This is a genomic window from Nocardioides asiaticus, from assembly GCF_040049175.1.
GTDB classification, from domain to species: Bacteria; Actinomycetota; Actinomycetes; order Propionibacteriales; family Nocardioidaceae; genus Nocardioides; species Nocardioides cheoyonin.
Map to the genome: position 1 here is coordinate 135,209 of NZ_JBDZDM010000006.1, position 26,852 is coordinate 162,060.

The following is a 26,852-nucleotide window of genomic DNA, read 5'->3' on the forward strand; positions in this document are numbered from 1 at the left end:
GAGGAATCCTTCGACGAGGTTCGCAGGTGGAGATCACACGTGCCCACCACTCCGACAGCCACCGGGCAGGCTGAAGGGCATCTGAGGGCATGCGCAAAGCACAAGACTACCCGAGCCCAGGGCGCGTCTCAACATCCGGAGCCCGGTCGACCTCGATGGAGACGTAACACCGCCGACGATGATGCGCCGTCCCCGTCCCCAGGTCAAGCACATCCGGCGATTCGCCGCGACGTGGTCTGCGCCAGGTCGCGGCGGGCGATCACCGGTTTCGTCACTTCGATCCCGGGGTCGTCGTCATGTCGTCGACCAGCCAGCGGCCGCCCTCGTAGGCCATCGTCAGGGTCACGTAGTTCTGGTACGGGATCGGCTTCGAGGTCTTCGCGTTGGTCGTCGGGCGGTCCACGAAGAGCAGGACCTGCACCCGGTCCGAGGACACGTGGACGACGCCGGCGTCGACCGGCGGGTTCGTCTTCACGACGGTCTTCGTGTGGGGCGCGTTCTCCTTGATGAGCGCGAAGATCTGGTCGTAGTGCTTGCGATAGGCCGCGGTCATGTAGGCCCGCGCCTGCTGCTGGTCCTTGGTGAGGTGGCGGTAGTCGTAGGACAGCACCGGAACGACCGCCTGCTTGGCCGCGCTCAGCGCCGCCTGGGCGTTCTCCTCGATCTGCGTCACGTGGTCGTGGCTGATCGCCTGGCCGTAGCTGTCGTCGAGCGTGCTCGTCGTGTGGTTGCGGTTCTCGGCGGTGATGACGCCGCCCGCGCCGCTCTCGGCACCGCCGCGCGTCATCGTGACCACCGCGGCCACCACCGCGGCCACGGTCAGCACCGCCACCGCGGCGAGGACCCAGAGGGGTACGACGGGGAGCGTACGAGCCTTCGCCGCCGGCCCCGTTTCGTCGGTCTCGGTCTCGGCCTCGGTCTCCGGCGCCGGTGCCGCATCGACCCCGGCGGTCTCCGTCGGGGTCTCCGTCGGGCCCTCCGTCGTCGCCTCCGTCTCGGGCTCGGCGTCGGCCTCCGGCTCCGCGGCGTCGGTCCGCGCCTCCTGCTCGGCCAGCCCGGCGTCGTACGCCGCGCGCTTGTCCTCGTCCAGCAGCACCGCCGCGGCCTCGCTCAGCCTGCGGAACCGGCGGTCGGTGGGGTCGAGGTCGGCGACCGCGGCCTTCCAGGCGGCGCGGATCTCGTCCGTGGAGGCGGTCGGCTCGACGTCGAGGAGGTCGTACCAGGTGGGGCTCATGGTGACTGTCACTGTGCCACCCCCGAACCACCGGTGCTCGTCGGCGCCTGCTCGGCGGCGCCCCAGTTGTCGACCAGCCAGTCGCCGTGGCTCTTCACCAGGTCGACCTCGACCCGGAAGATCTGGTTGCCGGCCTTGACCCGCTGCGTGGAGTTCTTCGACTTCGGGTAGGTGACCGTGAGCTGTCCGGCCACCATGACCGTCGCGGTGTCGTCGTCGATGGCCGGCACGCCCGTCGCGTAGACCTCGGCCGAGCGGCCGGCGCCCTGCGTGGAGACGGTCGCCTCGGCGTACGGGACGTTCTGCTCGAACTGGGTGCGGAACTTGGCGGTCAGCATCTTCTCCACCGCGCTGCGGTAGGACGGCATGGTCTTGCCGTCCTTGCCGAGCATGGAGGGGTCGTAGGTGTTGACGGTGACGATGAACTTCTTGGCAACGGCCTGCACCGTCTCCCGGTCCGAGACCAGCGACTGCGAGCCGTCGGCCGACTCCCCGTCACCGGCGATGTGCCAGCCGAGGTAGCCGAGCGAGGCGAGCAGCAGCGCCGCGAGCACGGCGAGCACGCCCCAGCGGACGCGGACCGCGGAGCGCGAGGGCTCGGGCGGACGCGCGGGCGCGGACGGTCGTTCGATGGTTGCCGTGGGCATGTGTCACTTCCCAGCAGTCAGCGGTTGGAGATAGAGCCACTTCCAGGAGTCGCTCCCCAGGGTGGCAGGTGCCGGCTTGTCGGCCGAGCTGGCACCGGTGCCGCTCGCCTGGTCGTCGGTCGCGTCGCCCCAGGTGAGCTTCCCAGTCTTCTCGTCGTACGACGCCACGACGGGCGCGCGGTAGGCGGCACCTGCCCTGGGCGCGTTCTGGGCGCCGCGGGCGTTGCTCTCCGAAGCCGGCTCGGAGCAGTGCGCCTTGGTGTTCATCGGTCGGTCGCCGCGCTCCTGCGGCGGCCGGGTCTGGGTGCTCTCGTAGCCGGCGTGGCAGGGCGGGGTGCTCGTCAGGATGAGCCCGAAGTGGGCGTTGTAGGGCCCGTTGCCCGGCTCGTGGTCGACGACCGTGAAGCCGCCCTCGACGACGTAGGGGTAGACCACGAGCACCTGCCGCAGGCCGGGGAGGTTCTCCTGGACGATGCGGCCGGTGGTGATGACCTCGGACAGGAGCTCGCTGAGGTCGACGCGGTTCTCCTCGAGGAAGGTGCGCAGCTCGGTGGCGCCGGCAGCGCCGTTGCGGATGAGCGAGACCAGGTCGTCGTTGGAGCCGGCGAGCGTGCCGGAGAAGAGGGCGAGGTTCTTCGAGAAGCTCCTGATGGCCGACTCGTTGTCCATCTGCGTGCGCAGCACCGTGTTGCTGTCGCGGAGCAGGTCGGAGGTGACGTCGAAGTTCTCGTTGGCCGTCTGGACGAACGCCGTGCCGGTGTCGAGGATCTGGCCGAGGTCGGTGCCGGCGCCGTTGAACGCCTTGCCGAGCTCGTCGATCGTCACCGTCAGCGACTTCTTGTCCACCGAGTCGACCGTGCGCGACGAGTCGGCGAGCAGCTTCTCGGTCGGCAGCGGGGTGCTGGTGTCCTGCTGCGCGATCTGGGAGTGGTCGGCGAGGTAGGGACCGGCGTCGGTCTGCGGCTGCAGCTCGACGTACTGCTCCCCGACGGCCGACCGGTTGCCGACCACCGCGAGAGTGTCGGAGGGGATCTTGTCCCACTTGTTGTCGATGTCGAGCGAGACGTCGACGCCGTCGGCGGTCAGCGCGAGCTTGCCGACCTGGCCGATCTTGACGCCGCGGTAGTCGACCTCGCCACCCTGGTAGATCCCGCCCGACTGCGCGAAGTGCGCGACGACGGTGTAGTGGTCCTTGAGGAACAGGGACCCCAGCCGCGCGTAGCGGGCGCCCACGAAGCTCACGCCGACCAGCGTGATGAGCACGAAGATGAGCAGCTGCACCTTGGTACGACGGGTGATCATCGCGTGCCTCCCTCCGTGTCGAGCGGGTCACCGGTGTCGAGACCCGGGACCATCAGTGCGACGAGCGAGGGGTCGAAGGCCTTGTCGAGCTGGTCGATGCTCACCCGCTGCGTGGCGTACGCCGTCGGCGCGCGGTTGGAGCCGCCTCCCAGGAGTCCGCCGAGGCCGCCCAGGACCCCGCCGCCGTCACCGCCCGAGCTCGAGCCGGATCCGGTGCCGGATCCAGCGGACCCGGTGGAGTCCCCCGAGCCGGCCGACGAGCACAACACCGGCAACAGCTTGCAGGGGTCGAGTCCCTTCTGCAGCTGGCCGGAGATCCCGCCGAGCAGGTCCTTCAGCGTGCTCGTCAGGCTCTGCGGAAGCTGGGCGCACTCGGCCGGGAGCGGAAGCGGCACCTGGCCGTCGGCGAGCTTGTTCTGCAGCACGTGCTGGCACTGCGACAGCGACTTGGCGAGGTCGCTGTTGCACAGCTTGCTGACCGGCCAGTCCAGGATGTCGTTGAGCTGGCCGCCGTAACGCTTCCTCAGCTCGTTCACCGTCATGCAGACGTTCTGCGGGATGTCCGGGAGGTTCTTCAGGCTCTGCATGTCCAGGTCGAGCGTGACGTCGAGGTTGACGTAGTCCCCCATGTGGAGGTTGCGCGCGACCTGCGGGTTGTTGCCGACCGCGGCGTCGACGAACGGATAGGTCAGGAACGTGTTGAAGGAGTTGACGAAGTGGTCGCCCGAGTTGGCGAGCTCGGTGAGCACCGGCTGCAGGTCGCGTACGACGGCGACGGTGTTGTCCTTCGAGGCGTTGATGACCTTCACCCCGGTGTCGCCGAGGTGGTCGAGCGCCTTGAGCATCGTGACGAGGTCCTTGCGCTGGGCGTCGATGCTGGTCAGCGCGGAGGGCAGCTCGTCGAGGGTGGCGTCGATCGTCTTCTCCTGCTTGTGGACCGACTTGGAGAGCCGGTTGACCGAGGCGATCGCGTCGACGATGTCCTGCTTGTTGTCATCGAGGTTGGTGACCAGCTTGTTGACCTGGTCGAGCACGGACCGCGCGGAGTCCTCGCGGCCTCCGAGCGCCTTGTTGAGCTCGGTGGCGATGGTCTTGAGCTGCGCGACGCCGCCGCCGTTGAGGATCAGGCTGAGCGCGCCGAGCACCTCCTCGACCTCGGGGTTGCGGCCGGTGTTGGCGAGCGGGATGGTGTCGCCGCTCTTCAGCCGCGGCCCGGAGTCGCCGGAGGCGGGGGCCGAGAGGGCGACGTACTTCTCCCCCAGGAGGCTGGTCTGCTGGATCTCGGCCCGGGCGTCGGCCGGCAGGTCGGTGTCCTTGCGCAGCTCCATGGTGACGACCGCGACCCCGTGGTCGAGCTCGACCTTCGTCACCTTGCCGACGGTGAGGTCGTCGACCTTGACGGTGGACTGTGGCACCAGGTCGAGGACGTCGGCGAACTGCACCTTCACCGTCAGCGGGTCGCTGCCGGTGTCGGCGCCGCCCGGGAGCGGGAGGTCGTAGACGGAGAACCCGCAGCCGCCCAACGAGAGGGTGCCGACGAGCAGGGCGATCAGGATCGTGGAGAGGCGCCTCACTTCGGCACCTCCACGAGTCCGCCGAGCGTCGGGTCGGTGGGGACGCCGTACGACGACCCGGTGCCGGCCCCGAACGGGACGCCCCGGGGCAGCAGGCCCTTGACCACGTTGCAGGACTTCCCGCTCTTGTCGGCCTGGTAGAGGATCCCGCACAGGAACGTCGACGGGTCGGACGTGATCTGGTGGGCGATCTCGGTGAGGTTGGCGTTCGTGTCGAGCGTCCCGGTGTCGGGGTTGTAGGCCTGGTAGAGGTTGTTGAGCGCCAGCGGCGCGTCCTTGAGCGTCTCGGCCAGGCTGTCGCGGCGCTTGACCAGCACCTTCGCGACCCGGTTGAGACCGGAGATGTTGGACCGCAGCTTGGCCTTGTTGTCCTTGACGAACGTGGTGACGTTGCCGAGCGCGATCGACAGGTTGTGGAGCGCCGTCGCGAGGTCGTCCCGCTCGCCGGCCAGCATCTTGGAGACCGAGTCCAGCGAGGTGGTGAACTTCCGGACGGTCGTGTCGTTCTTGGCCAGTGTGCCGACGAAGGACTCGAGCTGGCGCGCCGACCCGAAGAGCTGGTCCTTGTTGTCGTCGAGCGTCTTGGTGAGGGTGCCGAGGTCGTGGATCGTGGAGTTGACCTTGGTGCCCTGGCCGCCGAAGTTGCGTGCGGTCTGCTGCAGCAGGTCGGTCAGCGCGCCGTTCTTGTTGGCGCCGGTCGGGCCGAGCGCGACGACGAGGTTGTCGAGGCTGCTGTAGATCTGGTCGAGCTCGAGCGGGACCGCCGTACGGTCGGTGGACAGCTCGGCGCCGTCGGCCATCACCGCGCCCTTGGTGTAGGCCGGGGTGAGCTGCACGTAGCGGTCGCCCACGATCGAGGGCGCCACGATGACCGCCTTCGCGTCGGCCGGCACCTGGACGTCGGAGTCGTAGTGCATCGTGACCACGACGTCGGTGCCGTCGGGCGTGACCTTGTCGACCTTCCCGACGGGTACGCCGAGCACCCGGACATCGCTGCCCTCGTAGATCGACACGGTCCGCGGGAAGTGCGCCACCAGCTCCTTCTGGTCGCTGCCGTGGAAGAGCAGGTAGACGCCGCTCGCGAGCACGAGCGCGGCGATGACCAGCGGGACGACCAGCTTCTTGAGGATCACTGGGTCACCGCCGGGACGGGAGGAAGGTTCTGGATGTAGGAGTCGAACCACGGGCCGTTGCCGAGCACGTTGGCGAAGACCCGGTAGAACGGGCCGGCCAGCCGCAGCGTCTCGTCGAGGTTGTCCTCGTTCTTGTTCAGCACGTCCACGACGCTGTCGAGGTGGTCCAGGGCCGGCTTCAGGTCGGCCTTGGTGTCCTTGATCAGCCCGTTGAGCTGCTGGGAGAGCTCGGTGGTGGAGACCAGCAGGTTGTGGACCGCCTGGCGGCGCTTCACCAACGCCCCGAACAGCGCGTTGGCGTCCTTCATCAGGGCGACGAGGTCCTGGTCGCGCTCGTCGAGGGTGCTCGTGACGGTGTCGAGGTTCTTCAGGAGCGTGTTGATCCGCTCGTCCTTGGCCGCGAGGTTCTTCGAGAGGCGGGAGACGCCGTCGAGGGCCTCCCGGAACGACGTCGGGGTCGTCCGGGTCAGGTCGGAGAGCGTCGTCAGCGACTTCGCGAGCTGGTCGGTGTCGATCTTCCCGGCCGTGTCGGCGAGACCGCTGAACGCCTGGACCACGTCGTACGGCGACTGCGTCCGGCTCTCCGGGATCGTCGACCCCTTGTCGAGCTGGCCGGGCCCGGCCGGCTGGAGGTCGAGGAACATGTCGCCGAGCAGCGTCTTGACCTTGATCGCCGCCCGGCTGTCGGTGCCGAACCCCGAGTCGGTCTTGACCTTGAAGCCGACCTTCACCTTGTTGCCGTCCAGCTCGATCGAGCTGACCTTGCCGACCCTGACACCGGCGATCCGGACCTCGTCGCCGGACTGGAGGCCGCCGGCCTCGGCGAAGTCGGCGTAGTAGGTGGTGCCACCGCCGATCAGCGGCAGGCTGTCCGCCTTGAAGGAGAGGCCGATCAGCAGCGCGATCACCATGATGGAGACGGCGCCGATCTTGACGGGGTTGCGCTCATGGAAGGGGGTCATCCGAGGTTGCACCTCGCAGAGCCGACGGAGTAGTTCACCGGCAGCTTCGTCCCGCCGGGCAGGATCACGTTGCCGTTGAAGCTGCACAGATAGAAGTTGAACCACGAGCCGTAGGTCGCCGTACCGCCGATCTTGTTGAGCTTGATCGGCTCGATCTGGAGCTCCTTGTCCATCTGTGCCTTGTCGGCGTCGATGTAGCCGGCGAACTTGCGCAGCTGCTTGATGTCCTCCACGAACGGCGAGCGGATGTCCTTGACCAGGTCGGCGGTCTGCACCGAGAGGTCGGAGATCTGGTCGAGCGAGCCGAGGATCGCGCCGCGGTCCTGGGCGAGGCCGTGGACGAAGGTCCGGAAGGTCACGATGAGCGAGGAGAGCTGCTTGTCGCGCTTGCCGACGTGGTCGAGCACCTGGTTGAGGTTGTCGATCAGCTCGTTGATGACCTGGTCGCGGTCGGCCAGGGTCGAGGTGAGCGAGGCGGTGTGGGCGAGCAGGCTGTCGAGGGTGCCGCCCTCGCCCTGGAAGACCTGGACGATCTCGTAGGACAGCTGATTGATGTCGTTGGGCGAGAGCGCCTGGAAGAGCGGCTTGAAGCCGTTGAACAGCACGGTCAGGTCGAGCGCGGGGCTGGTCTGGGAGACCGGGATCGTGTCGCCGGGGCTGAGCGCCTTGCCGTCGGCGATCTCGTCGCTGATCGCGAGGTAGCGCTGCCCGACGAGGTTGCGGTAGCGGATCGCGACCTTGGTCGTCGGCGCCAGCCGCTCGCCGGCGTCTACGCTGAAGGTCACCAGCGCACGCGTGCGGTCGGTGATCTCGACGTTCTTGACCGTCCCGACCTTGACGCCGGCGATGCGGACGTCGTCGCCCTTGTTGACGCCGGTGGCGTCGACGAACACCGCCTTGTAGTCGTTGGACTTCTCGAAGGTCAGGTTGCCGATGGTGACGACGAGGAGGCCGGTGGCGAGGGTCGTGACGACCGCGAAGACGACCAGCTTCCACAGGTCCGACATCGTGCGCTTGTCGAGGAGCTTCGGCATCAGTTCAGCCCCACCTTCGCGCCGCGGGCCATCGGGCCGACGAGGAGGGCGCCCAGGTCGGGCACCTGCTTGGCGGAGACGCCGAGCCCCGGGGCGATCAGCTGGTCGAGGACCTCGGTCTCGGCCGGCGAGCCGGCGTACGACATGCCGGTGGTGTAGTCGACAGGCGCCCGGTCGGTGCCCTTGCCGGTCGGCGAGTCGATCCCGTCGTTGAGGTTCGGGACCACCGTGAGCGGGTTGGACTGGCTCCACGGCGGGTTCGGCAGGTGGCCGCAGGCGGGGCCGCGGTCGTCGCCGTAGCGCGGCTTGTCGGCGGTGGTGTAGCCGCGCGGCTGGCGCGGCAGCGTCTCCAGGGTGATGTGGAGCGTGTAGTCGCGGAACGCCTCGCTCACCCGACCGCCGAGGTTGTCGAGGCCGCCGAGGAGGCAGGGGAACTCCGGCGAATAGCGCGCCAGCACGCCGACGACCGGCCGGCTGACCCGGCCGAGCTCGATGAGGTTGTCGCCGTTGTCGCGCAGGAACTCGTCGGCGGTGTGCGAGAACGAGGTCACGTCGGTGAGCAGGGTGGTGAGCTCCTTCGAGTGGCTCTCCAGCGTGGTCGCCGTGGTGATGCTGTTGCGGAGGATCTGCGCGATCTCGGGCAGCGCGTCGCTGTAGGTGTCGGAGACCCGCGACGCCATCCGCAGGTCGCTGATCAGCTGCGGCACCTTCGGGTTGAACCGCTTGAGGTAGCTGTCGAGGGTCTCGAGCGTGGTGCCGAGCTTCTCCCCCCGGCCCTCGAGCGCGGTCGCGATGGCGTTGAGGGTGGTGTTGAGGTCGGCCGGCTGGATCGTGCGGAGAAGCGGGTAGATGTCGCGGAGCACCTTCTGCAGCTCGATCGCGACGTGGGTCTTGCTGATGACCGCGCCGGGCTCGATGTGGGAGTCGGCCGTCGCCGTCGCCCCCTTGGGCGCGACCAGCGAGACGTACTTCTCCCCGAACAGGGTCTTGGGCAGGATCGCCCCGGTCACGTCGGCGGGGATGGTGTCGAGCTGGGACGGGTAGATCCCGAGCTTCAGCGTCGCGCCCTTGTCGGTGGCGGCCATGTCGAGGACCTCCCCGACGAGGACGCCGCGGATCTTGACGTCGGCACGATCGGGGAGCTGCAGGCCGATCCGGTCCGTGCGCAGCGTGATCTCGTCGTAGTGGCTGAACTTCTTGGTGAAGATCGCATAGGTCAGCCACACGGCGAACAGCAGCAGGCAGAGGAAGATCACCCCGAGCACGCGGAAGCGCTGCCTGCCGAACAGCGAGCGCATGGTGACCCGACGCGGCGCCGGACGGGAGGCGGGCTGCGTCGCCGTACGCGCCATCGTCTGGGTCATCCCGCGAGCCTCACCGTCGTCGTGGTGCCCCAGATCGCCATCGACAGGAACAGGTCGATGACCGCGACCGAGACGATGCTCGTGCGCACGGCCTTGCCCACCGCGACGCCCACGCCGGCGGGCCCGCCCGAGGCGTTGTAGCCGTGGTAGCAGTGGATGAGGATCACCACCACCGAGAAGACCAGCACCTTGCCGAAGGACCACAGCACGTCGCCGGGTGGCAGGAAGGTGTTGAAGTAGTGGTCGTAGGTCCCGGTGCTCTGGCCGTAGACCATCGTGACGGTGATGCGGGTGGCGACGTACGACGACAGCAGCCCCAGCACGTAGAGCGGGACGATCGCGACCAGGCCGCCGAGGATCCGGGTGGTCACCAGGAACGGCAGCGACGGGATGGCCATCACCTCGAGGGCGTCGACCTCCTCGGAGATCCGCATGGCGCCGAGCTGGGCGGTGAAGCCGCAGCCGACGGTCGCGGCGAGGGCGATGCCGGAGACCAGCGGCGCGATCTCGCGGGTGTTGAAGTAGGCGGACACGAAGCCGGAGAAGGCGCTGGTGCCGAGCTGGTTCAGCGCGGCGTACCCCTGCAGGCCCACCTCGGTGCCGGTGAAGAACGTCATCGCGACGATGACGCCGACCGTGCCGCCGATGACGGCGAGCGCGCCGGACCCGAGGGTCACCTCGGCGAGGATCCGGAGGATCTCCTTCTTGTAGCGGCGTAGCGTCCGCGGCGACCAGGCGAGCGCGCGCAGGTAGAACGCCAGCTGGGCGCCCAGCTGGTCGAGCGACTTCGCGGGCTTCTCGTAGACGGCCTTGATGTTCGCCATGGCCCTCACCCGGTCTTGCTCGGCACGAGCTGGAAGTAGATGGCGGTCATGACGAAGTTGACGATGAAGAGGAGGAGGAAGGTGATGACGACCGACTCGTTCACCGCGTCGCCCACGCCCTTCGGGCCGCCGCCGGCGTTCATGCCCTTGTAGGCGGCGACGATCGCGGCGATGAGCCCGAAGACGAGCGCCTTCGCGAGGCCCTGCCAGACGTCGGCCATCTGCGCGAGCGCGGTGAAGCTGGCGATGTAGGAGCCGGGCGTGCCGTGCTGGAGGATGACGTTGAAGACGTAGCCTCCGGCGACGCCGACGACGCTGACGAGGCCGTTGAGGAAGACCGACACGAGCATCGCCGCGAGCACGCGCGGCACGACGAGGCGCTGGATCGGGTCGATCCCGAGCACCATCATCGCGTCGAGCTCCTCGCGGATCTTGCGGGCGCCGAGGTCGGCGGCGATCGCGGACCCGCCGGCGCCGGCGACCAGCAGCGCCGTCGCGATCGGCCCGGCCTCGCGGACGACCGCGAGGACGGAGGCGGAGCCGACGAAGGACTGCGCGCCGAACTGCTTGATCAGCCCGCCGACCTGGAGCGCGATCACCGCGCCGAACGGGATGGCGACCAGCGCGGTGGGGACGATGGTCACCGACGCGATGAACCAGGCCTGCTGGATGAACTCCCGCAGCTGGAAGGGTCGACGGAACAGCCCGCGCCCGACGTCGAGGCCGAACGCGAAGAGCTTGCCAGCGGTGCCGACGGGGGCCAGCACCTTCGCCGAGGTGATGGCAGACATCAGGCCCGGGCCCCTCCGGCCAGCACCGAGTCGGGCATGAAGGACCCGGGCGGCGGCGTGATGCCGTGCTCGCGGCACCACTGGCCCGGCGGACGCTGGCTGCGGCGCGGGATGCCGTTGGACGGCTCGAGCTGGAGCGGGATCGGCGGGAGCGGGGGCAGATCCATGTCCTTCTCGGCGGCGAGCTCGTCGGCGTCCTTCTCCTCCGACATCCCGATCGGGCCGACCTTCTGCGCGTTGAGGAACTGGCGTACGACGGGCTCCTCGGAGCTGAGCAGCATCTCGCGCGGCCCGAACATCGCGAGGTGCTTGTGGTAGAGCAGGCCGATGTTGTCGGGCACCGTCCGCGCGGTGTTGATGTCGTGGGTGACGATCAGGAAGGTCGCGTCGATCTGGGCGTTGAGGTCGACGATCAGCTGGTTGAGGAACGAGGTGCGCACCGGGTCGAGGCCGGAGTCCGGCTCGTCGAAGAGGATGATCTCGGGGTCGAGGACCAGCGCGCGGGCGATGCCGGCGCGCTTGCGCATCCCGCCCGAGATCTCGCCGGGGAGCTTCGTCTCCATCCCCACGAGGCCGACGAGATCCATCTTCTCCATGACGATGTTGCGGATCTCGGACTCGGACTTCTTGGTGTGCTCGCGGAGCGGGAAGGCCACGTTGTCGTAGAGGTTCATGGAGCCGAACATCGCGCCGTCCTGGAAGAGGACGCCGAAGAGCTTGCGGACCTCGTAGAGCTCGCGCTCGGAGCAACTGGCGATGTCGACGCCCTCGATGAGGATGGAGCCGCGATCGGGCTTGATCAGGCCGATGAGGGTCTTCAGGAGCACCGACTTGCCGGTCCCGGACGGGCCGAGCATCACGCAGATCTCGCCGTGGGGGACGGTCAGCGTCACGTCGCCCCAGATCAGCTGCTTGCCGAAGCTCTTCGTCAAGCCGTCGATCGCGATGTCAACACCCATGGTCGGGCTGCTCCCTTCCTCCGACTGTGCAGGGCCCTCCATCCCCACTGCCCAGTAACAACGGGCGATTGTGACCGGGGTTACGGGCCAGTTGCGACGCACGTCACTGGGAGGTACCCGCCCCCGGCCCGGGCAAGGCGCCCACCCTAGACGGGCCCGGTCCGGGCGGGTCAAAACGGAGCCCGGAAATCGGCCGAGGGCGGCCACCGGAGTGGCCGCCCTCGGGCGGTGCGATCGCGGTACTGCCGAGCAGTTCCCTGCTGGGCAGCCTGGCCGATCAGGATGCGGGACGGGTCCCGCGGTGCTTCACGCGATCAGAGAGCTCTGCTCGCGGCGATCAGAGATCGCAGGTCACTTGAGGGTGACGGTGGCGCCGGCGCCCTCGAGGGCCTCCTTGGCCTTGTCGGCGGCCTCCTTGGAGACCTTCTCGAGGACCGGCTTCGGGGCGCTCTCGACCAGGTCCTTGGCCTCCTTGAGACCGAGGGAGGTCAGGCCGCGCACCTCCTTGATGACGTTGATCTTCTTGTCGCCGGCAGCCTCGAGGATGACGTCGAACTCGTCCTGAGCCGCAGCGGCCTCGCCGCCCTCGGCGGCGGCACCGCCGGCCGCGGGAGCGGCAACAGCGGCAACGGGGGCAGCAGCGGTGACGCCGAAGGTCTCCTCGAAGGCCTTCACGAACTCCGACAGCTCGATGAGGGTGAGCTCCTTGAACGCGTCGAGCAGCTCGTCGGTGGTGAGCTTCGCCATGGTGGCGTTTCCTTTCTGTGTGGCCCGCCTCAGTCGTACGACGGTGGGCCGGGGTTTCAGGTGGTGGTGACCGGGACGCTGAGCGGTGGCTCAGGCCTCGGCGGTGTCGCCCTCGTCAGAAGCTGCCTCGGCGGTCTCCGCGGCGGGAGCCTCCTCGGCGGCCTCATCAGCGGGGGCCTCGGTCTCGGCAGCTGCCTCGGCAGCCTCCTCGGCCGGGGCCTCCTCGGCGGCGACGGCCGGAGCCGCACCACCTGCGAGGATCGTGGGGTCTTCAGCGGCCTTCGCCTCGAGGGCGGCAGCGAGCTGCGCGGCCTTCGAGGGCAGGGCGTTGAAGGCGTAGAGTGCCTGCGAGAGCGTCGCGGTGAACGCGCCCGCAAGCTTGGAGAGCAGCACGTCGCGCGACTCGAGGTCCGCCAGCTTGGCGATCTCGGCGGCGTCGAGCGACTTGCCCTCCAGGACCCCGCCCTTGATCACAAGGTTGGGGTTGGCCTTGGCAAAGTCACGCAGACCCTTGGCCGCCTCGACGACGTCGCCCTTGATGAAGGCGATCGCGGTCGGGCCGGTCAGCAGGTCGTCGAAGCCCTCGATCCCCACCTGCTTGGCGGCGATCTTGGCCAGCGTGTTCTTGACCACGGCGTAGTCGGCGTTCTCACCGAGGGAGCGACGGAGGTCCTTCAGCTCCTTGACGGTGAGGCCGCGGTACTCGGTCAGCACGGCACCGCTCGCGGCGCTGAACTCGTCAGCGATCTCCGCAACGGCGGCCTGCTTGTCTGCCCGCGCCATGGGTCTCCTTCCGGACTTGTCGAGATGCCGGGAAGGGGCCGGGAAAGAAAGACGCCCTGAGCGCAGGCTCAGGGCGTGGACACTTCGCCGCGAGGGCTGGTCGTGCTCTTCACCTACGCTGGCCGTCCGCCTTTCGCGGAACCTTCGATCGGGTGCATGCGCACCTGACGACCGGCGGTCTCTGGTTTCATCCACAAGTATGCGGGGCCGGCCCAGCGGGGACAAATCGCGGACCGCGCGGGAGACCCACGGGACGATCGCCCGGCTGTTCGTCAAGGGATGCAGACGAGTCGACACTCCCCCGGCGGAGCTCCGCATGGGAAGTGACTGCTCGGCCGCATACCTTGACGAACAGACGACACCTCAGCCCTTCGTCCGCGCGCGATGGGCGGCGGCCTTGACCCGGCTCTGGCAGCGGGTGGAGCAGAACCGCCTGCCGGAGTTCTTCGACGTGTCGACGAAGACTCGATCGCACGGCGCGGCGGAGCAGACGCCGAGTCGACCCGCGAGGTCCGAGCCGATGGCGAGCGCGAGCCCGGCGGCGATCCCCGCACCCCAGCCGACCACGATCCCCGGGTCCCGACCGTGGAAGTGCAGCGTCCAGCCACCGCCGCGGGCGGCGTCGAGGCGCGGGACCGCGCCGTACTCCTCGAGGAGGGCGTTCACCACGTCGGCGGCCGCGGCGACGTCGCCGCTGGCAGCCGAGTCGAACACCTGCCGCACCCGCGCCGCGAGCGCGGTCAGCTCGTCCGCCTGCCGCTCGGTGACGGCCGGGCGGTAGTCGTCGCGCTCGAGGATCGCGCGCACGACGGCGGCGCGCTCGCGCGGTGGCGGTGGCTCCACCGAGCGGGCGCCGTCGTGACCCGGGGTGAGGGCGTTGACGAGCCGGCAGGCCACGTCGGTCACCACCGGAACGTGACTGTCGAAATGTATTTGACCGGTCACAACGACATCGCCTAGCGTCCCGCTCATGACTGCCATTCTGCCATTGACCAGTCACGATGACACGCGCTGGCCGCGTGACCTGGTCGCGCTCGTCGCGGCGCGGGCGGTCAACCAGCTCGGGGCGTTCGCGATGTCGTTCCTGGCGGTGACGCTCGTCGAGGCGTACGGCGCGTCCCTGGCGACCGCCGGCCGCGTCGTGGCGCTCTTCGGGCTGGCGACGATCCCCTCGCGCCTGGTCGGCGGCCGGATGGCCGACCGGCTCGGCCGGCGCCCCACCATCGTGGTCGGCCTGGTCGGCTGCGCGGCGGCGCTCACCGTCATCGCCGCGTCACCGGGGGTGGTGGGCGCGGCGGTCGGTGCCGTGCTGCTCGGACTGGCCTTCGAGATCTACGAGCCGCCGAGCCAGGCGCTGTTGGCCGAGCTGGTGCCGGCCGAGCGCCGGCCGCAGGCGTTCGGGCTCCTCGGCGCCGCGCTGGCCGCGGCGACGGTCGCGGCCGGGGGCCTCGCCGCCCTCCTCGGCGGCGTCGACCTGCGGCTGCTGTTCGTGGCCGACGCGGCCACCTGCCTTGCGGCCGCCGCGCTCGTCGTGCTCCTCGTGCGCGAGCCCACCCACGAGCCCGCCGACGAGCCGGCCGACGAGCGGGCCGACACGGATGCCAACGGCAGCCCGTGGCGGGACCGGCGCCTGCTGGTGATGCTCGCGGTCGGGACCGGCAGCGCCCTGGCCTGGAACCTCGCCTCGACGATGCTCCCGCTGACGGTCGCCGCGCGCGGGATCGACCCGGCCCGCACCGGGTGGATCCTCGCAGCCGCCGCGGTCGTGACGATCGGCGGCCAGCGCCTCCTCCGGCGCGCCGCCGCCAGGCCGTTCCTCCTGATGGCGCTCGGTCTCGTCGTCGTCGCGTGCGGCTTCGCCGTCGTGGCGTACGCCGACGCCCTGGCGCTCCTCGCCGCCGGCTACGCCGTCGTGGCCCTGGGCCAGGTGTTCCTGCTCGGCCCGCCGTACGCCGTCGTGGCCGGGCTGTGCGACGACCGCTCGCGCGCGGGCTATCTGGCGGCGTTCGGGACCTGCTGGGGCCTCGCCCAGACCCTCGGCCCGCTCGCGTCGACCCGGCTGTTCGCCGCCGGTGCGCCGGTCGTGTGGCTCGCGGGCGCCGCGCTCTGCCTGCTGCTCGCGGCGGTCCAGCCGATCGCCGCCCGCGCCGTCACGCCCGGCCGCTGACCCGCGCTGCCCGGCGTACGGGACGACGAAGGCCCGCCGCCCACGAGGGGCGACGGGCCTTGGTCCCGAACGATCAGGCCTCGTCCTCGGCCGCGACGTTCTTGGTGCGGTTCGGGTCGACCTGGACACCGGGGCCCATGGTCGTGGAGACGGTGACCTTCTTGACGTACCGGCCCTTGGAGCTGGCCGGCTTGAGGCGGAGGACCTCCTCGAGCGCAGCGGCGTAGTTCTCCGCGAGCTGGCTCTCCGGGAAGGAGGCCTTGCCGATGATGAAGTGGAGGTTCGCGTGACGGTCGACGCGGAACTCGATCTTGCCGCCCTTGATGTCGGTCACGGCCTTGGCCGGGTCCGGGGTGACGGTGCCGGTCTTCGGGTTCGGCATCAGGGAGCGGGGGCCCAGGACGCGGCCGAGGCGGCCGACCTTGCCCATCATGTCCGGCGTCGCGACGACGGCGTCGAAGTCGAGCCAGCCGCCGGAGACCTTCTCGATCAGGTCGTCGGCACCGACGAAGTCGGCGCCGGCGGCACGGGCGGCCTCGGCCTTGTCGCCCTGCGCGAACACGAGCACGCGGGCGGTCTTGCCGGTGCCGTGCGGCAGGTTGACGGTGCCGCGGACCATCTGGTCGGCCTTGCGCGGGTCGACGCCGAGCCGCATGACGACGTCAACGGTCTCGTCGAACTTCTTCTTGCTGGCGTTCTTGGCGATCTTGATCGCCTCGAGCGGCGCGTAGAGCTCGTTCTTGTCGAACGTCTCCGCAGCCGCGCGGTAGGTCTTGCTGCGCTGCATGATTCTTCCTCTGCTTTCGAAAGTCGTGGTGAATGGGCCAGCGCTGGCCCTCCCACTGAGTGATCAGTCGGTGGTGACGCCCATCGAGCGGGCGGTGCCCTCGACGATCTTCATGGCCGCCTCGATGTCGTTCGCGTTGAGGTCGGGCATCTTGGTCTGGGCGATCTCGCGCACCTGGTCCTTGGTCAGCTTGCCGACCTTGTCCTTGTGCGGGACCGAGGATCCCTTGGAAAGCCCGGCGGCCTTCTTGATCAGCTCGGCGGCCGGCGGGGTCTTCGTGATGAAGTCGAAGCTGCGGTCCTCGTAGATCGTGATCTCGACCGGGATCACGTTGCCGCGCATGGACTCCGTCTGGGCGTTGTAGGCCTTGCAGAACTCCATGATGTTGACGCCGTGCGGACCGAGGGCGGTACCGACCGGCGGGGCCGGGGTCGCGGCACCGGCCTGGAGCTGCACCTTGACCAGCGCAGCGATCTTCTTCTTCGGAGGCATTCCTTGTTCTCTTCCTTCTCGTGGTCATGACGAGGGCGTACGGCGTACCCCTCTGCCACACGGGCTGCTGAGGCTCAGACCTTCTGGATCTGGCTGAAGCTCAGCTCGACCGGGGTCTCCCGGCCGAAGATCTCGACGAGGGCCTTGACCCTCTGGGACTCCGCGTTGAGCTCGGTGATCGTCGCGTGGAGCGTGGCGAACGGGCCGTCCACGACCATGACGGAGTCACCCACGCCGAAGTCGGCGACCTCGACGGGCTTCTTGGCGGTCGTCGTGCCACCGGCCGGAGCGGCGCCCTCGGCGGCGGCCTTCTCGGCCTCGGCCTGCGCCACGACGGCGGGGGCGAGCATGCTCTCGACCTCGGCCATCGACAGCGGGACCGGCTGGTGGCTGTGGCCGACGAACCCGGTGACGGACGGCGTGTGGCGCACGGCCGCCCAGGACTCGTCGGTGAGGTCCATGCGGACCAGGACGTAGCCGGGCAGGACGGTCCGCTTGACCATCTTGCGCTGGCCGTTCTTGATCTCCGCGACCTCCTCGGTGGGGACCACGATCTCGTGGATGTAGTCCTCCATGTTGAGGGAGACGATGCGGTTCTCGAGGTTCGACTTCACCCGGTTCTCCATGCCGGAGTAGGTGTGCACGACGAACCAGTCGCCCGGCTTGCTCCACAGCTCGCGGCGGAACGCCTCGAGCGGGTCGTCCTCGGCGGCCTCGGCCCCGTCGCCCTCGACGGCCTCGTCCTCGGCGTCGATAGTCTCGTCGCCGGCCTCCTCGACCGCCTCGTCGAGCTCGGCGTCGAAGGTGTCGGGCTCGATGACCTCGTCCGTGCCGTCCGAGACCACGTCGCCGGGCTCAGCAGTCTCCTCCTGCGCGGCGGCAGCGTCGGTGGACGGCTCGACCTCGGGGGTCCCCGACGTCACCGTCTCTTCGGTGTAGTCCTGCTCAGACACGCGCTGCTCCATACCTTCGATTGCTACTTGTGTGCGGCCCGGCTCGCTCTGCCCCGGCCGCGGACGGTCAGTCCCGGCCGCCGAAGACCCAGAAGGCCAGCTTGCCGAGGCCGAGGTCCAGCGCCGCGGTGATCGCCATCATCACGCAGACGAACACCAGCACGACGAGGAAGTACGTCGTCAGCTGCTGCTGGGTCGGCCAGACCACCTTGCGGAGCTCGGCCACGACCTGCCGGTAGAACACGGGGAGGGTTGTGCGCTGTTCCTTCTTGCGCTCCCGCGGAGTGGGGACCGCCTTGCTGTCGGTCACGCCGTCACCTCACCTTGAACTTCCGGTCCGTCTTGCAGGGCACGAGGGACTTGAACCCCCAACCTTCGGTTTTGGAGACCGATGCTCTGCCAGTTGAGCTAGTGCCCTCCGGTGGCATCAGCTGGATCACGACCGTCTCAGGGCGCGGCTCAGCATCTGGCGAATCCACCAAGCGAGGAGTCTACGGGTCCGGTCTGCCCGACACCAAAAGAGGGCCGCCGACGGCGTACGACGGGGCCGGGACGGGATCGGGACCGGCTCGAAACCGATGCGCTCGAAGCCCCCCGCTCCCCGTAGCATGGTCGCCATGACCTCCCTTCCTCGCGAACGACGTGTCTCCCAGCGGATCGGCGCCATCGCCGAGAGCCAGACGCTGAAGGTCGATGCGAAGGCGAAGGCGCTGAAGGCGGAGGGGCGGCCCGTCATCGGGTTCGGCGCCGGCGAGCCCGACTTCCCGAGCCCGGACTACGTCGTCGAGGCTGCGGTCGAGGCGGCCCGCGACCCGAAGAACCACCGCTACAGCCCGGCCGGGGGGCTGCCCGAGCTCAAGAACGCGATCGTCGACAAGACCAAGCGCGACTCCGGGCTCGACATCACCGCCTCCCAGGTTCTCGTCACCAACGGCGGCAAGATGGCCGTCTACGAGGCGTTCGCCGCGCTGCTCGACGAGGGCGACGAGGTCCTCCTCCCGGCGCCGTACTGGACCACCTACCCGGAGGCGATCAAGCTCGCCGGCGGCGTCCCGGTCGAGGTCTTCGCCGACGAGCAGCAGGACTACAAGGTGACCGTCGAGCAGCTCGACGACGCGCTGACGAAGAACACCAAGGTGCTGCTCTTCGTCTCCCCGTCCAACCCGACCGGCTCGGTCTACACCATCGACGAGATCAAGGCGATCGGCGCCTGGGCCGCCGAGAAGGGTCTCTGGGTCGTCACCGACGAGATCTACGAGCACCTGACCTACGACGCCCCGGGTTTCAAGCACAGTGAGACGGGGTCGCTGCCGGTGCTGTGCCCGGAGGTCGCCGACTACACGATCGTGCTCAACGGCGTCGCGAAGACCTACGCCATGACCGGCTGGCGCGTCGGCTGGCTGATCGGCCCGGCCGACATCGTGAAGGCGGCGACCAACCTCCAGTCCCACGCGACGTCCAACGTCGACAACGTCGCCCAGCGCGCCGCCCTCGCGGCCCTCACGGGCGACCTGTCGGCGGTCGCGGTGATGAAGGAGGCCTTCGACCGCCGCCGGAAGACGATCGTCTCGATGCTCAACGAGATCGACGGCGTGGTCTGCCCGACCCCGAAGGGCGCGTTCTACGCGTTCCCGTCCGTCAAGGGGCTGCTCGGCAGGGAGTACGTCACCAACGCCGGCCCGAAGGTCATCGAGACCTCGTCCGACCTGGCCGACTACATCCTGGAGCAGGCCGAGGTGGCCATCGTCCCCGGCGAGGCGTTCGGAGCCCCGGGCTACCTCCGGCTGTCGTACGCCATGGGCGACGACGACATCGTCGAGGGCATCACCCGGCTCCAGAAGCTGTTCTCGTGAGCCGCTGAGTGCGCGATGTCCGGGCGCTGCCGAAGGCGCATCTGCACCTCCACTTCACCGGTGCGATGCGCCACGGCACCCTGCTGGAGCTCGCCGAGCGCGACGGGATCCACCTGCCCGACCAGCTGGTCTCCGAGTGGCCGCCGCCGCTCAGCGCGGCGGACGAGAAGGGCTGGTTCCGCTTCCAGCGGCTCTACGACGTCGCCCGGTCGGTGCTGCGCACCGAGGCAGACGTACGCCGGCTGGTGCGCGAGGCGGCCGAGGACGACGTGGCCGACGGCGGGCGGTGGCTGGAGATCCAGGTCGACCCGTCGGGCTACGCCGCGAGGTTCGGCGGCATCACCGCGTTCACCGACCTCGTGCTCGACGCCGTCGCCGAGGCGTCGCGCGAGACCGGCATCGGGATGGCGGTGATCATCGCTGCCAACCGGACCCGCCACCCGATGGACGCGCGCACCCTGGCCCGGCTCGCCGCGCAGTACGCCGGCCGGGGGGTCGTCGGGTTCGGGCTCTCCAACGACGAGCGGCGCGGCCGGACCGAGGAGTTCGACCACGCCTTCGCGATCGCCGAGCGGGCGGGGCTGCTTCTCGTGCCGCACGGCGGCGAGCTGCGCGGTCCCGACCACATCCGGACCGTGCTCGACTCGCTCCGCGCGGACCGGCTCGGCCACGGCGTACGCGCCGCGGAGGACCCCGAGCTGCTGGACATCATCGCGACGACCGGCGTACCCCTCGAGGTCTGCCCGACCTCCAACGTCTCCCTCGGGGTCTACTCCGACCTCACCTCGGTGCCGCTGCCGCAGCTCCTGGAGGCGGGCGCGACGGTCGCGCTCGGCGCCGACGACCCGCTGCTCTTCGGGTCCCGACTCGCGGCGCAGTACGCCACCATGCGCGCCGCCCACGACCTCTCCGACGAGACCCTCGCCGACCTGGCGCGGATGTCCGTGACCGCCTCGGCAGCGCCGGAGGCGACGAAGAAGGTGATCCTGGCCGACATCGACGCCTGGCTGCAGGGAGAGCCGGAGTGAGGTGCGGCTACTTCGACGCGGGCGTGTGCCGGTCGTGCCACTGGATCGAGACGGCGTACGCCGACCAGCTCGAGCGCAAGCAGAGCCGCGTCGCCGAGGCGCTGGCCGCCTTCGACGGCCTGCGCTGGGAGGAGCCGGTCCGCAGTCCCGACGAGGCGTTCCGCAACAAGGCCAAGATGGCGGTCGCGGGCACCGTCGAGGAGCCGACGCTCGGGATCCTCGGCCACGACGGCCGGGGCGTCGACCTGCTCGCCTGCGGCCTGCACTCCCCCGGGCTCCAGGCGGCCCTACCCGTGCTGAGCCGGTTCGTCTCGACGGCGCGACTGACGCCGTACTCCGTCCCCGAGCGGCGCGGTGAGCTCAAGCACGTCATCGCCACCGAGTCGCCCGAGGGCGAGCTGATGGTCCGCTGGGTGCTGCGCTCGACCGAGGCGGTCGGCCGGCTGCGCAAGCACCTCCCGGCGCTGCGTGACGAGCTGCCGGTGGCCGTCGCCTCGGTCAACCTCCAGCCCGAGCACAAGGCGGTCCTCGAGGGCGAGGAGGAGCTCTTCCTGACCGATCAGGAGACGCTCACGATGCGGGTCAACGGCATCGACCTGCAGCTGCGGCCGCACAGCTTCTTCCAGACCAACACCGAGGTCGCGGCGGCGCTCTACCGGCACGCGCGCGACCTCGTCGACGCGGCCTGGCCGGCGTCGGTGTGGGACCTCTACTGCGGCGTCGGAGGCTTCGGCCTCCATGTCGCCCGGCCGGGCCGGACGGTGCTCGGCGTCGAGTCGAGCGGGCAGGCCGTCGAGTCGGCGCGCGCCACCGCGGAGAGGCTCGGCCTGCCCGGCACGACCTGGGTCGCCGGCGACGCCACGGCGTACGCCGCGGGCTCACGGGACGCGCCCGACCTGGTCGTCGTCAACCCGCCGCGGCGCGGCATCGGCCCGGAGCTGTCACAGTGGCTGGAGCGGTCCGGCGTGGGCCACGTCGTCTACTCCTCCTGCAACGTCGACACCCTCGCCCGCGACCTCGGCGACATGCCGTCGCTGCGGCCGGTCTCCGCCCGGCTGCTCGACATGTTCCCCAACACCGGCCACCACGAGGTCCTCACGCTGCTGGAGCGCCGCTAGAGCGAGACGCCGAGGAGGACGGGCTCGTTGACCAGCTCGATCCCGAAGCGCTCCTTGACCCCGTCGCGGACCTCGCGGGCGAGATCGAGCAGGTCGGCCGTCGTGCCCTGGCCGCGGTTGGTGAGCGCGAGGGTGTGCTTGGTGGACAGCGAGACCCGGCCCCCGGACTGCTGGGCCCCGTAGCCCTTGCCGAAGCCGGCGTGGTCGATCAGCCAGGCAGCGGAGGTCTTGACGGTGCCGTCGGGCTGGGGGTACGCCGGCGCGCCGTCGGGCACGCGGTCGGGCTCGACCACGGGGTTGGTGAAGAACGACCCGGCCGACCAGGTGTCGTGGTCGGCCTCGTCGAGGACCATCCCCTTGCCGCGGCGCAGGCCGAGGACCGCCTCGCGCACGTCGCGCGCGGGCACCCGGGCTCCCTGGTCGACCTCGAGGGCGCGGGCGAGCTCGGCGTAGGCCACCGGGACCCCGAGGTCGCCGAGCCGGAACTGGAACGTCACCGAGAGCACGACGAAGCGGCTGCCCCAAGGATCGAGATGGTCGGCCTTGAAGCGGGACCACCGGTAGGCGAACCCGCACTCCGCGTTGGCGAAGGTGCGGATGCCCCGCAGCCGGCGGTCCCAGACCCGCACGGAGGCGATCGTCTGGGAGACGTCCTGGCCGTAGGCGCCGACGTTCTGGATCGGGGTGGCGCCGACGCTGCCGGGGACCCCCGACAGCGCCTCGACGCCGATCCACTCCTTGTCGACGGCGAGCGCGACGACGTCGTCCCAGGTCTCGCCGGCCGCGACGGTGACGAGTACGCCGCCGCAGGACGGGTCGTCGGTGTCCGGCGTGATCCCACTGGTCGCGACCTTGACGACGAGGCCGTCGAAGCCCTCGTCGGCGACCACGAGGTTGCTGCCGCCGCCGAGCACGAGCACCGGCCGCCCGGCCGCGTCGGCGGCCGACACCGTGTCGGTCAGCTCCTGCTCGGTGGTCGCGACGACGTACTCCCCCGCGGGGCCGCCGAGGTGGAGGGTGGTGTGGTCGGAGAGCAGCTCCGGGGACGGGTCAGCCACGGGCTCCCTCCCGTACGACGGCCCGCGGGTTGCCGAGCACCTTCTGGCCCTCGCAGGTGACCTCGAGCGCGATGGTGACGAGACCGTCGGCGACGGACTTCACGGTGCCGGCGACGGTGACCTCGGTGCCCTTGTCGTCGTCGGGTACGACGACGGGGTTGGTGAACCTCGCGCCGAGCTCGACCACCTCGGCCCCGTCGGTCCACTCCGCCACCGCACGTGCGACCAGGGCCATGGTGAACATGCCGTGGGCGATGACGCCGGGCAGGCCGACGGAGGTGGCGACCCGGTCGGACCAGTGGATCGGGTTGAAGTCGCCGCTCGCGCCGGCGTACCTCACCAGGCTCGCGCGGGTGACCGGGAAGACCTTCGGCTCGAGGCGCTCGCCGGCGTCGTACGCCATCAGGCCTCCCCTCGGTGGACCAGGGTCGCGGTGGCGGTGCAGACCAGCGCGCCGGTCTCGTCGTTGAGCTCCGAGACGGTGCCGATGATGTCGTTGCCGCCGATCTGGCGCAGGCTCGCGACCGACAGTGTGGCGGTGAGGACGTCGCCCGGGGCGATCGGGCGTTCGTAGGCGAACCGCTGCTCGCCGTGGACGATCCGGGACAGCTCGACCCCGACCTCGTCGAGGAAGGCGTTCATCGCGTCGAAGGCGAGGACGATCGGGAAGGTCGCCGGGACCGGGTCGCCGCTCTCCCAGCCACGGCCCGCGGCGTCCGCGAACTCCCTGACCTTCTCCTCCGAGACCCGGTAGGGCCGGGTCGGCGGGAAGGCGCGTCCCACGAGCGACTGATCCACAGGCATGCCCACACCCTAGACACCGCCGGCCCCCGCGGACGCGACGAGGGCCCGTCCGGATCGGACGGGCCCTCGTGACGTTGCCGGATCAGCGAAAGGCTGGGATCAGCGGGTCTCGCGGTGCGGCTGGTGCTGGCGGCAGCGCGGGCAGAACTTCGACAGCTCGATCCGGTCGGGGTCGTTGCGTCGGTTCTTCTTGGTGATGTAGTTGCGCTCCTTGCACACGGTGCAGGCAAGCGTGATCTTCGGGCGAACGTCGCTGCTCTTGCTGGCCACGGGAAGTCCTCTTGTTGCTGATCAGTTGCGGTTGCGGCTGGTAGCGGGGGCGGGGATCGAACCCGCGACCTCACGATTATGAGTCGTGCGCTCTAACCGCCTGAGCTACCCCGCCTCGAAACGAGTTTCGGCTCCGCGCAATTCCCTGCGGCGAACGCCTTCACCCAGAGCCCCTTTACGGAATCGAACCGTAGACCTTCTCCTTACCATGGAGACGCTCTGCCGACTGAGCTAAAGGGGCAACGGACGAGAACATTACAGGGGTGCCGAGGAGGGCGACAAATCGGTGCGATCAGCCTGTGATGGAGCCGAACGGACGGGTCTGCTCGAGCTCGTACGCCAGCTCCAGGAGGGTCGCCTCCTGGCCGTGGCCGGCGCCGAACATCATCCCCTGCGGCAGCCCCTGCGCGGTGGTCTGGAGGGGCAGCGAGACGGCGGGCGCGCCGGTGACGTTCTGCCACGGCGTGAAGGCCACCCAGTCCATCAGCCGGCCCATCACCGTCTCGTAGTCCTGGGTCGGCGCGAGGTAGCCGACCGGTGGGGTCTGATGGGCGACCGTGGGGGTCAGCACGACGTCGTAGGTCCGGTGGAACTCCTCGGCGAGGTGCTGCGCCTTCCGCAGGCGTACGACGGCGGCGGGAAGGTGGTGGAGCTGGCGTCCGGTGTGGGCCGCCAGACCGAGGGTGAGGCTGTCCAGCTTCGCCTTGTCCCAGGTCTTGCCGCGCATCGCACCGGTGTTGACGAGGGTGAGCGCGAGGGAGCCCCAGTAGAGGATGAAGTCGTCGGGGAGGGTCGCCGGGACCGGCGCCTGGGTCTGCTCGACGGTGTGGCCGAGCTCCTCGAGGAGCGCGGCGGTCTTGAGGGTGAGCTCGCTGACCTCGGGGCTCGCCGCCCGGCCGAGCGCCTCGGTGAAGACCGCGATCCGCAGCCGGCGGCGGCCCGGGCCGGTGACGTCACCGATCGGCGGGAGCGACAGGTCGCGGTGGACCTTCTCCGCCTCGCGCAGGAAGACGGCGGTGTCGCGGACGGTGCGGGTGAGGACACCGTCGGCGACGATCCGGACGGGCAGGACCGCGAAGTACTTGTCCTGCGCGACCCGGCCGCGGGTGGGCTTGAGGCCGACGAGGCCGTTGACCGAGGCCGGGATCCGGATCGAGCCGCCGCCGTCGTTGCCGTGGGCGAGCGGCACCGCCCCGGCGGCCACGAGCGCGCCCGCGCCCGCGGACGAGGCGCCAGCGACCCGGTCGGTGTCCCACGGGGTGCGCACCGCGCCCAGCCGGGGGTGCTCGGCGGTCCCGGAGAAGCCGTACTCGGAGAGCTGGCTCTTGCCCAGCGAGACCAGCCCCATCTTCATCAGCATCTTGGTCAGCTCGCCGTTGCGGCGGGCCGGGCGGGCGGCGTACGCGTCGGTGCCGTGGCGGGTCGGGACGCCGGCGACGTCGACGTTGTCCTTGATCAGCGTGGGTACGCCGGCGAAGAAGCCACTGCGCCGGCCGCGAGCCTCGACCCGGGCCCGGTCGAAGGTGCGGTAGGCCATCCCGCCGAGGAGCGGGTCGACCCGGTCGATGCGCGCGATCGCGGCCTCGACGGCCTCGAGAGGCGTGACCTCGCCGGCCTGGATGGCCTCGGCGAGGCCCACCGCGTCGCGCGCGCCGAGCGCGTCGTCGGTGAAGGCGTGCACGCGAGCCATGGGGACAAAATACCGGGCGGCTACTCCGACGGGAGGGTGGCCAGGTGCCGGTCGACGTTGAACGGCGAGAGCACGTGCTCGATCGCGATCGCGGCGCAGCCGACGAGGCCGGCTGAGTCGGAGTGGCGGGCCGGCTGGAAGACCAGCTCCCGTGTGGCGAGCGCGGTCGAGCGGGCGTAGACGCTCTCGCGCACGCCTGCGGTGTAGAGGTCGAAGGCCCCGCCCATGTCGCCGCCGATCACGACCACCTCGGGATTGAGCAGGTTGATCGCGATGGCGAGCAGCTCGCCGACGTACCGCCCGGACTCGCGGAGCAGCCCGCGCGCGACCGCGTCGCCGGCCAGTGCCGAGGCGACCAGGTCGCGGACGTGGGTGGCCTCGACGCCGGACTCGACGAGCCTCGCGACGAGCGCCCAGCCGCCGGCGACGGTCTCGAGGCACCCGGTGGCACCGCACCGGCAGGGCAGGTCGTCCGCGGCCTCGAGGCGGGTGTGGCCGATCTCGCCGACCGCACCGAGGTGGCCGTGGAGGACGCGCCCGTCCGCGATGACGCCCATGCCGAGCCCCGTGGAGGCCTTGAGGACGAGCGCGTTGCGCGGTGCCGGACCGGGGCCGAACAGCTCCGAGCGGGCGAGCGTGTCGGCGTCGTTGGCCAGCACGAGGGGGGCGTCGGTGAGCGGCTCGAAGTACGGCGCCAGCTCGACGCCGTCCCAGCCGCCCATGACGGGCGAGTCGAGGCTGACCCGCCGGACCGGGTCGACGACGCCCGGCAGGCTCATGCCGATGCCGAGCACAGGCGGCTCGACCGCCTCGAGCATCTTGCGGAGGCGGTCGACGAGCTCCGGCATCAGCTCCTCGGCGGAGATCCCGACCTGGTGGTCGCGGGTGTCGCCCGCGAGCTCGCGGCCCTCGAGGTCGAAGATCGCGAGCTGGCTGCGGCTGCGGCCGACCGCGACGGCGAGGACGACCCCGGCGTCCTGGTTGAAGACGAGGGCGCCGGGTGGGCGGCCTCCGGTGGAGGCCAGCTCCTCGCCGAGCACAACCAGGCCGGCGTCGACGAGCGCGGAGACCCGGGCGACCACGGCGGTGCGGGACAGCCCGGTGAGCCGTCGCAGGTCGGTGCGGGTGACGGCCCGACCGGTCCGGATCAGGTCGAGCACGTCACCGGGCGTCGCCGTACCGGCGATGGCGGTCTCCGCGGTTTGCTCCGGCATGTCGGGAATCCTAGGCCCACTTTGATCGGCAAAAAACCGATGTTGTGCCTTGGATCGATCCATC

At 70.1% G+C, this 26,852-nt stretch carries 28 protein-coding genes and 3 tRNA genes; 4 read left to right on the forward strand and 27 right to left on the reverse strand.

All coding sequences use genetic code 11. From position 1 onward, the window contains the following. Nucleotides 1-271: 271 nt before the first annotated feature. The 14 genes from ABLE53_RS20740 to ABLE53_RS20805 all read right to left on the reverse strand — a co-directional run bounded on the left by ABLE53_RS20740 (nucleotide 272) and on the right by ABLE53_RS20805 (nucleotide 14,260). Complete coding sequence (locus tag ABLE53_RS20740; RefSeq protein ID WP_348861052.1) at nucleotides 272-1,234, reverse strand: J domain-containing protein; 963 nt, start codon at nucleotides 1,232-1,234, stop codon at nucleotides 272-274. Nucleotides 1,235-1,242: 8 nt separating this feature from the next. Continuing rightward, a complete protein-coding gene (locus ABLE53_RS20745) occupies nucleotides 1,243-1,881 on the reverse strand; it encodes a hypothetical protein (protein WP_348861053.1) in 639 nt (212 codons plus the stop codon). Between the two features lie 3 nt (nucleotides 1,882-1,884). Next, complete coding sequence (locus tag ABLE53_RS20750) at nucleotides 1,885-3,183, reverse strand: MCE family protein (RefSeq protein WP_348861054.1); 1,299 nt, start codon at nucleotides 3,181-3,183, stop codon at nucleotides 1,885-1,887. Further along, nucleotides 3,180-4,757 carry an MCE family protein gene (locus ABLE53_RS20755; protein ID WP_348861055.1) on the reverse strand — a complete coding sequence of 526 codons (1,578 nt, stop codon included), beginning with the start codon at nucleotides 4,755-4,757 and terminating at the stop codon, nucleotides 3,180-3,182. The genes ABLE53_RS20750 and ABLE53_RS20755 overlap by 4 nt, the downstream gene beginning before the upstream one ends. Next, nucleotides 4,754-5,890 carry an MCE family protein gene (locus ABLE53_RS20760; RefSeq protein WP_348861056.1) on the reverse strand — a complete coding sequence of 379 codons (1,137 nt, stop codon included), beginning with the start codon at nucleotides 5,888-5,890 and terminating at the stop codon, nucleotides 4,754-4,756. Before ABLE53_RS20760 ends, ABLE53_RS20755 begins: the two co-directional genes overlap by 4 nt. Then, nucleotides 5,887-6,852 carry an MCE family protein gene (locus ABLE53_RS20765; protein WP_348861057.1) on the reverse strand — a complete coding sequence of 322 codons (966 nt, stop codon included), beginning with the start codon at nucleotides 6,850-6,852 and terminating at the stop codon, nucleotides 5,887-5,889. The genes ABLE53_RS20760 and ABLE53_RS20765 overlap by 4 nt, the downstream gene beginning before the upstream one ends. Further along, nucleotides 6,849-7,886 carry an MCE family protein gene (locus ABLE53_RS20770; protein ID WP_348861058.1) on the reverse strand — a complete coding sequence of 346 codons (1,038 nt, stop codon included), beginning with the start codon at nucleotides 7,884-7,886 and terminating at the stop codon, nucleotides 6,849-6,851. The genes ABLE53_RS20765 and ABLE53_RS20770 overlap by 4 nt, the downstream gene beginning before the upstream one ends. Further along, a complete protein-coding gene (locus ABLE53_RS20775; protein WP_348861059.1) occupies nucleotides 7,886-9,250 on the reverse strand; it encodes an MCE family protein in 1,365 nt (454 codons plus the stop codon). The genes ABLE53_RS20770 and ABLE53_RS20775 overlap by 1 nt, the downstream gene beginning before the upstream one ends. After that, the gene (locus ABLE53_RS20780) at nucleotides 9,247-10,074 is read right to left on the reverse strand and encodes an MlaE family ABC transporter permease (protein ID WP_348861060.1); all 828 of its coding nucleotides are present in this window, start codon (nucleotides 10,072-10,074) and stop codon (nucleotides 9,247-9,249) included. Before ABLE53_RS20780 ends, ABLE53_RS20775 begins: the two co-directional genes overlap by 4 nt. 5 nt (nucleotides 10,075-10,079) lie before the next feature. Further along, nucleotides 10,080-10,865, reverse strand: a complete 786-nt coding sequence (locus ABLE53_RS20785; protein ID WP_348861061.1) for an MlaE family ABC transporter permease — start codon at nucleotides 10,863-10,865, stop codon at nucleotides 10,080-10,082. Next, nucleotides 10,865-11,824, reverse strand: a complete 960-nt coding sequence (locus ABLE53_RS20790) for an ABC transporter ATP-binding protein (protein ID WP_348861062.1) — start codon at nucleotides 11,822-11,824, stop codon at nucleotides 10,865-10,867. The genes ABLE53_RS20785 and ABLE53_RS20790 overlap by 1 nt, the downstream gene beginning before the upstream one ends. Nucleotides 11,825-12,175: 351 nt before the next feature. Then, entirely contained in the window at nucleotides 12,176-12,571 is a 396-nt protein-coding gene (gene rplL, locus ABLE53_RS20795; RefSeq protein ID WP_348861063.1) for a 50S ribosomal protein L7/L12, read from the reverse strand. Nucleotides 12,572-12,661: 90 nt separating this feature from the next. After that, the gene (gene rplJ, locus ABLE53_RS20800; RefSeq protein ID WP_348861064.1) at nucleotides 12,662-13,354 is read right to left on the reverse strand and encodes a 50S ribosomal protein L10; all 693 of its coding nucleotides are present in this window, start codon (nucleotides 13,352-13,354) and stop codon (nucleotides 12,662-12,664) included. A gap of 363 nt (nucleotides 13,355-13,717) precedes the next feature. After that, complete coding sequence (locus tag ABLE53_RS20805; RefSeq protein WP_348861065.1) at nucleotides 13,718-14,260, reverse strand: CGNR zinc finger domain-containing protein; 543 nt, start codon at nucleotides 14,258-14,260, stop codon at nucleotides 13,718-13,720. A gap of 64 nt (nucleotides 14,261-14,324) precedes the next feature. Here ABLE53_RS20805 and ABLE53_RS20810 point away from each other — a divergent pair, with 64 nt between their 5' ends. Then, nucleotides 14,325-15,521: an MFS transporter gene (locus tag ABLE53_RS20810; protein ID WP_348861066.1), complete on the forward strand. Its 1,197-nt coding sequence runs from the start codon at nucleotides 14,325-14,327 to the stop codon at nucleotides 15,519-15,521. A gap of 73 nt (nucleotides 15,522-15,594) precedes the next feature. On the opposite strand, the gene rplA is transcribed toward ABLE53_RS20810, so the two are convergent. From rplA to ABLE53_RS20835, 5 genes are all read right to left on the reverse strand, one after another. Further along, entirely contained in the window at nucleotides 15,595-16,308 is a 714-nt protein-coding gene (gene rplA, locus ABLE53_RS20815; protein WP_348861067.1) for a 50S ribosomal protein L1, read from the reverse strand. A gap of 63 nt (nucleotides 16,309-16,371) precedes the next feature. After that, nucleotides 16,372-16,800 carry a 50S ribosomal protein L11 gene (rplK, locus tag ABLE53_RS20820; protein WP_348861068.1) on the reverse strand — a complete coding sequence of 143 codons (429 nt, stop codon included), beginning with the start codon at nucleotides 16,798-16,800 and terminating at the stop codon, nucleotides 16,372-16,374. A 74-nt stretch (nucleotides 16,801-16,874) separates the two neighbouring features. After that, nucleotides 16,875-17,765, reverse strand: a complete 891-nt coding sequence (gene nusG, locus ABLE53_RS20825) for a transcription termination/antitermination protein NusG (protein WP_348861069.1) — start codon at nucleotides 17,763-17,765, stop codon at nucleotides 16,875-16,877. A gap of 55 nt (nucleotides 17,766-17,820) precedes the next feature. Beyond that, the gene (secE, locus tag ABLE53_RS20830; RefSeq protein ID WP_348861070.1) at nucleotides 17,821-18,063 is read right to left on the reverse strand and encodes a preprotein translocase subunit SecE; all 243 of its coding nucleotides are present in this window, start codon (nucleotides 18,061-18,063) and stop codon (nucleotides 17,821-17,823) included. Nucleotides 18,064-18,098: 35 nt separating this feature from the next. Beyond that, a tRNA-Trp gene (locus tag ABLE53_RS20835) sits at nucleotides 18,099-18,171 on the reverse strand. 199 nt (nucleotides 18,172-18,370) lie between these two features. Between ABLE53_RS20835 and ABLE53_RS20840 the strand changes: the two genes are divergently transcribed. Genes ABLE53_RS20840 through rlmC form a run of 3 tightly spaced genes read left to right on the forward strand, consistent with a single transcriptional unit; the run spans nucleotide 18,371 to nucleotide 21,752 of the window. Then, nucleotides 18,371-19,606 carry a pyridoxal phosphate-dependent aminotransferase gene (locus ABLE53_RS20840; protein WP_348861071.1) on the forward strand — a complete coding sequence of 412 codons (1,236 nt, stop codon included), beginning with the start codon at nucleotides 18,371-18,373 and terminating at the stop codon, nucleotides 19,604-19,606. Nucleotides 19,607-19,614: 8 nt separating this feature from the next. Beyond that, nucleotides 19,615-20,634, forward strand: a complete 1,020-nt coding sequence (locus ABLE53_RS20845) for an adenosine deaminase (protein ID WP_348861072.1) — start codon at nucleotides 19,615-19,617, stop codon at nucleotides 20,632-20,634. Then, on the forward strand, nucleotides 20,631-21,752 hold the full coding sequence (gene rlmC / locus ABLE53_RS20850; RefSeq protein ID WP_348861073.1) for a 23S rRNA (uracil(747)-C(5))-methyltransferase RlmC: 1,122 nt from the start codon (nucleotides 20,631-20,633) through the stop codon (nucleotides 21,750-21,752). The genes ABLE53_RS20845 and rlmC overlap by 4 nt, the downstream gene beginning before the upstream one ends. Here the strand turns inward: rlmC and ABLE53_RS20855 are convergent. The 8 genes from ABLE53_RS20855 to ABLE53_RS20890 all read right to left on the reverse strand — a co-directional run bounded on the left by ABLE53_RS20855 (nucleotide 21,749) and on the right by ABLE53_RS20890 (nucleotide 26,788). Beyond that, nucleotides 21,749-22,810 (reverse strand): UDP-N-acetylmuramate dehydrogenase, encoded by a 1,062-nt coding sequence (locus ABLE53_RS20855; RefSeq protein ID WP_348861074.1) that lies wholly within the window; start codon nucleotides 22,808-22,810, stop codon nucleotides 21,749-21,751. The genes rlmC and ABLE53_RS20855 overlap by 4 nt on opposite strands. Next, a complete protein-coding gene (locus tag ABLE53_RS20860; RefSeq protein WP_348861075.1) occupies nucleotides 22,803-23,213 on the reverse strand; it encodes a MaoC/PaaZ C-terminal domain-containing protein in 411 nt (136 codons plus the stop codon). Before ABLE53_RS20860 ends, ABLE53_RS20855 begins: the two co-directional genes overlap by 8 nt. After that, complete coding sequence (locus ABLE53_RS20865; protein WP_348861076.1) at nucleotides 23,213-23,614, reverse strand: FAS1-like dehydratase domain-containing protein; 402 nt, start codon at nucleotides 23,612-23,614, stop codon at nucleotides 23,213-23,215. Before ABLE53_RS20865 ends, ABLE53_RS20860 begins: the two co-directional genes overlap by 1 nt. A gap of 99 nt (nucleotides 23,615-23,713) precedes the next feature. Further along, entirely contained in the window at nucleotides 23,714-23,884 is a 171-nt protein-coding gene (gene rpmG / locus ABLE53_RS20870; protein ID WP_348861077.1) for a 50S ribosomal protein L33, read from the reverse strand. A 38-nt stretch (nucleotides 23,885-23,922) separates the two neighbouring features. After that, nucleotides 23,923-23,999, reverse strand: a tRNA-Met gene (locus ABLE53_RS20875). 53 nt (nucleotides 24,000-24,052) lie between these two features. After that, a tRNA-Thr gene (locus ABLE53_RS20880) sits at nucleotides 24,053-24,125 on the reverse strand. Between the two features lie 51 nt (nucleotides 24,126-24,176). Next, a complete protein-coding gene (locus ABLE53_RS20885; RefSeq protein ID WP_348861078.1) occupies nucleotides 24,177-25,574 on the reverse strand; it encodes an amidase in 1,398 nt (465 codons plus the stop codon). A gap of 20 nt (nucleotides 25,575-25,594) precedes the next feature. Further along, nucleotides 25,595-26,788, reverse strand: coding sequence for an ROK family transcriptional regulator (locus tag ABLE53_RS20890; protein WP_348861079.1), 1,194 nt, complete (start codon nucleotides 26,786-26,788; stop codon nucleotides 25,595-25,597). Between the last annotated feature and the right edge of the window lie 64 nt (nucleotides 26,789-26,852).

What these genes read in the sequence shown, in the direction of transcription:
- ABLE53_RS20740 (WP_348861052.1), bottom strand. Translation starts at nt 1,234, where the DNA reads ATGAGCCCCACCTGGTACGACCTCCTCGACGTCGAGCCGACCGCCTCC.
- ABLE53_RS20745 (WP_348861053.1), bottom strand. Translation starts at nt 1,881, where the DNA reads ATGCCCACGGCAACCATCGAACGACCGTCCGCGCCCGCGCGTCCGCCC.
- ABLE53_RS20750 (WP_348861054.1), bottom strand. Translation starts at nt 3,183, where the DNA reads ATGATCACCCGTCGTACCAAGGTGCAGCTGCTCATCTTCGTGCTCATC.
- ABLE53_RS20765 (WP_348861057.1), bottom strand. Translation starts at nt 6,852, where the DNA reads ATGACCCCCTTCCATGAGCGCAACCCCGTCAAGATCGGCGCCGTCTCC.
- ABLE53_RS20770 (WP_348861058.1), bottom strand. Translation starts at nt 7,886, where the DNA reads ATGCCGAAGCTCCTCGACAAGCGCACGATGTCGGACCTGTGGAAGCTG.
- ABLE53_RS20775 (WP_348861059.1), bottom strand. Translation starts at nt 9,250, where the DNA reads ATGACCCAGACGATGGCGCGTACGGCGACGCAGCCCGCCTCCCGTCCG.
- ABLE53_RS20780 (WP_348861060.1), bottom strand. Translation starts at nt 10,074, where the DNA reads ATGGCGAACATCAAGGCCGTCTACGAGAAGCCCGCGAAGTCGCTCGAC.
- ABLE53_RS20785 (WP_348861061.1), bottom strand. Translation starts at nt 10,865, where the DNA reads ATGTCTGCCATCACCTCGGCGAAGGTGCTGGCCCCCGTCGGCACCGCT.
- ABLE53_RS20790 (WP_348861062.1), bottom strand. Translation starts at nt 11,824, where the DNA reads ATGGGTGTTGACATCGCGATCGACGGCTTGACGAAGAGCTTCGGCAAG.
- rplL (WP_348861063.1), bottom strand. Translation starts at nt 12,571, where the DNA reads ATGGCGAAGCTCACCACCGACGAGCTGCTCGACGCGTTCAAGGAGCTC.
- rplJ (WP_348861064.1), bottom strand. Translation starts at nt 13,354, where the DNA reads ATGGCGCGGGCAGACAAGCAGGCCGCCGTTGCGGAGATCGCTGACGAG.
- ABLE53_RS20810 (WP_348861066.1), top strand. Translation starts at nt 14,325, where the DNA reads ATGACTGCCATTCTGCCATTGACCAGTCACGATGACACGCGCTGGCCG.
- rplA (WP_348861067.1), bottom strand. Translation starts at nt 16,308, where the DNA reads ATGCAGCGCAGCAAGACCTACCGCGCGGCTGCGGAGACGTTCGACAAG.
- rplK (WP_348861068.1), bottom strand. Translation starts at nt 16,800, where the DNA reads ATGCCTCCGAAGAAGAAGATCGCTGCGCTGGTCAAGGTGCAGCTCCAG.
- nusG (WP_348861069.1), bottom strand. Translation starts at nt 17,765, where the DNA reads ATGGAGCAGCGCGTGTCTGAGCAGGACTACACCGAAGAGACGGTGACG.
- ABLE53_RS20840 (WP_348861071.1), top strand. Translation starts at nt 18,371, where the DNA reads ATGACCTCCCTTCCTCGCGAACGACGTGTCTCCCAGCGGATCGGCGCC.
- ABLE53_RS20860 (WP_348861075.1), bottom strand. Translation starts at nt 23,213, where the DNA reads ATGGCGTACGACGCCGGCGAGCGCCTCGAGCCGAAGGTCTTCCCGGTC.
- ABLE53_RS20865 (WP_348861076.1), bottom strand. Translation starts at nt 23,614, where the DNA reads ATGCCTGTGGATCAGTCGCTCGTGGGACGCGCCTTCCCGCCGACCCGG.
- ABLE53_RS20885 (WP_348861078.1), bottom strand. Translation starts at nt 25,574, where the DNA reads ATGGCTCGCGTGCACGCCTTCACCGACGACGCGCTCGGCGCGCGCGAC.
- ABLE53_RS20890 (WP_348861079.1), bottom strand. Translation starts at nt 26,788, where the DNA reads ATGCCGGAGCAAACCGCGGAGACCGCCATCGCCGGTACGGCGACGCCC.